Consider the following 1774-nt stretch of genomic DNA (forward strand, 5'->3'; position numbering starts at 1 on the left):
CTCGCCATCGAGGCGAACGAACCGTTCAGCGGGCGCCTGCTGCGGGTTCGGGCGCGGCGGACCCGTGGCAGCGAGACGCTGCGGCCCGAAGCCAGCACCACTCCCAGCATGGCCAGCATCAGCCCGAGGGCAACGGTGAACCATGGCAGGTGCTGCTGGAGACCGGCGGCGACCGGTGCCACCGCCAGCCCGAACACCGCGAAGACCCCCGCGAAGCCCAGCGTCATCGCCGCCGTCAGCCACAGTGCCCGTCCGACGGCGCGGGCGCGCGTGGGTGAATCGTCACCAACGATCAGCAGTGAGAGGTAGGCAGGGAGCAGCGCGAACCCACACGGGTTGACCGCCGCGAGCAGGCCCGCGCCCAGGGCGAGAGCGAGCAGGCCGTCGGGCACGTCAGCCGGCCAGGCCGGACACCAGATCCGCCAGCGCGGCGTCGTCGAGGTAGCCCTCGGACACCACGTCACTATCGGCATCGAGAACCACAAAGGTGCTCTGCTCCACGACCCCGAAGTGTCGCCACACGTCCCCGTCCGGGTCGAGGAGATGCGGAAGGTCGGCGGGTACGTCGCCAGCAAAGTCCTCGATCGCGGAGGCATCGTCGAGGCTGCCGACACCAACGAAGTTGACCTCGTCGCCGTACTCGTCGGCGAGCGCAGACACGACCTCGATCTGACCACGGCAGGTCGGGCACCACGGCGCCCAGAACCACAGCACCGCCGGCTTCCCCATCAGGCTGGCTCCCTCGAACGCACCACCGGCGACCGTGTTCGCCGAGAAGTCCAGGATCTTCGGCACCGCCACGGCCGGCTCCTGCGACCCCTCCGGGCTCGTCTCGGTCACCGCGGACCCCGACGACTCGACGCCTGCGGAATCGGACGCAGCGCCGTCAACAGCAGACGTAGGCTCGGGCGACTCGGCGCCGCACGCCGTCAGGATGACCGCGAGCACAGGCGCGACGACAAGACTCCGGGCAAGCAAACGAGGCGGCATTCCTTGACCCTAGTTGCCGCGTGCACGCCGGTCAGTCCTCAACCTTACGGACCCATGACGTCTGGCGGTTCGCGTCGCCGGACGGGTCCCAGCCATGGGTGGTCTCCATCGGGACGGACAGGGCGACGGGAGCACCCTGGCCGCGCGCTGCGTCCCGGGCACACGCTTGGCCAAGGCTCGGGCGACCGTCGCCCGGGAGCTGTGACCTGCGTCTCTCCTACCTCAGAAGACCAGAGCGACCAATCTCCTTTGCGTGCGGATCCGAATGCTTCATGACAGGCACCAATGATCTGCAACGCAAGGAAAAGTGTTTCCTCATGGCTACTCTCAACTCCACCCCGAAGCGCATCCTCGCCGGCATCGCCACCGCTGCTGTGCTCGTCGTCCCGCTCGCCGCATGCGGCAGCGAGAGTGACACCGGCACCAACTCGTCGTCCTCCTCCGCCCCGGCCCCCAAGCCGGTCGCGTCGATCGACGCCCTCAGCGGCGAGAGCACCGCGATCGCGCTCGACAAGGGCTTCACCGACGCCCTGACCGCGCTCAAGCTCACCCCCGGCGTCACGGGCACTGCCAAGCTGACCGACGGCTCCCTGGTCTTCCCGATCACCGGCGGCAACGTCTCGGTGTTCAAGCCCGGCTCGGTCCCCAACTACGTGGTCGGCCAGATCCAGCACGAGGGCTCCGGCCTCTCGCTCACCGCCGGAGGCACCACGGTCGAGCTGACGAACCTCAACGTCGACCCGGGCGTCTCCCGTGTCTACGGTGAGGTCACCGTCAACGGCAA

Annotated in this window: 3 protein-coding genes; 1 reads left to right on the plus strand and 2 read right to left on the minus strand. The window is 68.8% G+C overall.

Annotation, left to right across the window (positions count from 1 at the left end):
- Together RMO85_RS02235 and RMO85_RS02240 are read right to left on the minus strand one after the other, a co-directional pair.
- On the minus strand, positions 1-392 hold a 392-nt coding region (locus tag RMO85_RS02235; protein WP_310526210.1), incomplete at its 3' end, for a cytochrome c biogenesis protein CcdA.
- A gap of 1 nt (position 393) precedes the next feature.
- The gene (locus tag RMO85_RS02240) at positions 394-840 is read right to left on the minus strand and encodes a redoxin domain-containing protein (RefSeq protein WP_310526212.1); all 447 of its coding nucleotides are present in this window, start codon (positions 838-840) and stop codon (positions 394-396) included.
- A gap of 467 nt (positions 841-1307) precedes the next feature.
- On the opposite strand from RMO85_RS02240, the gene RMO85_RS02245 reads away from it, so the two are divergent.
- The coding region (locus RMO85_RS02245; protein WP_310526214.1) for a hypothetical protein at positions 1308-1774 on the plus strand (467 nt) is incomplete at its 3' end.

This window comes from Nocardioides sp. (assembly GCF_031422975.1).
Lineage (GTDB): Bacteria > Actinomycetota > Actinomycetes > Propionibacteriales > Nocardioidaceae > Nocardioides.